Source organism: Collinsella sp. Sow4_E3 (assembly GCF_052116285.1).
GTDB lineage: Bacteria > Actinomycetota > Coriobacteriia > Coriobacteriales > Coriobacteriaceae > Collinsella.
Map to the genome: position 1 here is coordinate 1 of NZ_JBQKLJ010000059.1, position 1,464 is coordinate 1,464.

At 65.9% G+C, this 1,464-nt stretch carries 3 protein-coding genes; all 3 read right to left on the minus strand.

Annotation, left to right across the window (positions count from 1 at the left end; all coding sequences use genetic code 11):
* Positions 1-464: hypothetical protein (locus ACTQ48_RS11155; protein ID WP_441570971.1), on the minus strand; the 464-nt coding region annotated here is incomplete at its 3' end.
* Positions 458-1,237 carry a DNA adenine methylase gene (locus tag ACTQ48_RS11160; protein WP_441399537.1) on the minus strand — a complete coding sequence of 260 codons (780 nt, stop codon included), beginning with the start codon at positions 1,235-1,237 and terminating at the stop codon, positions 458-460. The genes ACTQ48_RS11160 and ACTQ48_RS11155, both read right to left, overlap by 7 nt.
* On the minus strand, positions 1,234-1,464 hold a 231-nt coding region (locus ACTQ48_RS11165), incomplete at its 5' end, for a hypothetical protein (RefSeq protein ID WP_441570972.1). The genes ACTQ48_RS11165 and ACTQ48_RS11160, both read right to left, overlap by 4 nt.

Consider the following 1,464-nt stretch of genomic DNA (forward strand, 5'->3'; position numbering starts at 1 on the left):
GCCCGAACCCCCGACACATACCGGCCGGGGATAAGTTTGGCCATGATGTTGGTTGCCTTGCGGTTGGGGTCGGCATGGATCGCCTCGAACCCTGGTTCGCCTCGCTGCGGGACACGGCCCTCGTACAGGGCCTCGTGATAGTTGATGCCCGGGTGGGTGTCGAGGAATGCGTCTCGCACCCAGTCGGTTTCGGGTGGTTCCCAATCGGCCACGCGGGCACGCTTCATCGTGACCTGCGGGTCGGCGAGGTAGGCAAGGTGTGCGACCACCACTGAGTCCTTCCCCCACGACATGGACACGAACCCCTCGTCAGCATCAAGGAAGCGGCGGATTTCGGAGATGGCTTCCCCCTCGATCCGGTCGAGGCGCGCCGAATCAGCTTCGGCGATGAGATTGTCGTAGCGTTCCAGTGCGGCCCAGTGGTTGCGGTCGGGTCCGGTGATGCGGGGAGAGTCGATCAGCATGGGGCCTCCTTGGTCCACAGGATTTCGGTACGGGGAACGGTGCGACCCATCGGCACCTGTGCGCGGGCGGCGATAGGGTGCCGTGCCCATCCCCGGACTGCGGTGAGTGCAGTGTCGTACACGGTGTCTGGGTAGCCGGACACCGCCAGGGCGGCGTGGTTGACGGTTGCGATCGCGTTGACCAGGGCCAGGTGGTTGCCGTCATCCATGTGGTGCGGGTAGCGGACGCTGCCGGGGTATGGGGGGTCGATATAGAGCAGGCATCCGGGCTTGTCGTACATGTCAAGCATCTCGACGGCGGGGCGCTGGTCAATGCTGACACGGTGGAGCCGGGCCGCTGCTGGGGCGAGCCGCGACGCCCACGACGCCATGGTGTGGGGATGGGAGCCGGTGGCGATCCTCTTGACCCAGAAATCGTGCCGCTGCTCGGTGGTGCGGAGCGTGTTCTGGGTCAGCCGCACCCATACTTGGCGGGCACGCTCCACCTCGCTGGACGCATCGCTCCCGATAGCTTCGTACAGCTCGACGCGCGAGTGGGGTGTGAGGACACATGCGCGCTCCAACGCCTCCGGCTGGTCGCGCAGCACTCGCCAGAACGTGACCAGATCACCGTCCAGGTCGTTGACGGTCTCCGCCTCCGACGGTGTTTTGGCGAGCAGCACCGCGAGACTCCCGCCACACACCTCCACGTAGTGCCGGTGGGCCGGCAGTAAGACGATGATTTTGGCGGCGATCATCGTCTTACTGCCGACGTAGGGGAAAGGTGGTCTCACGCGCACTCCACTCGGTCGCCGTGGTGCCAGTAGGGTGGGCGGACGCGTTGCAACTGCCCACCCTCGGTGGGCATCGGTCGATCTCTCCACCCATCACGGACGCCCGCCTCGATGCTCCACCCGGACACCCTCCCGTATCCGACGGCGGCATGCGCCCCCAGATGTGTCACGTCGACCAGCAGGGCGTGCAGGGCATCCACGTCAGTGGTGTCTGCGTCCCACCACAC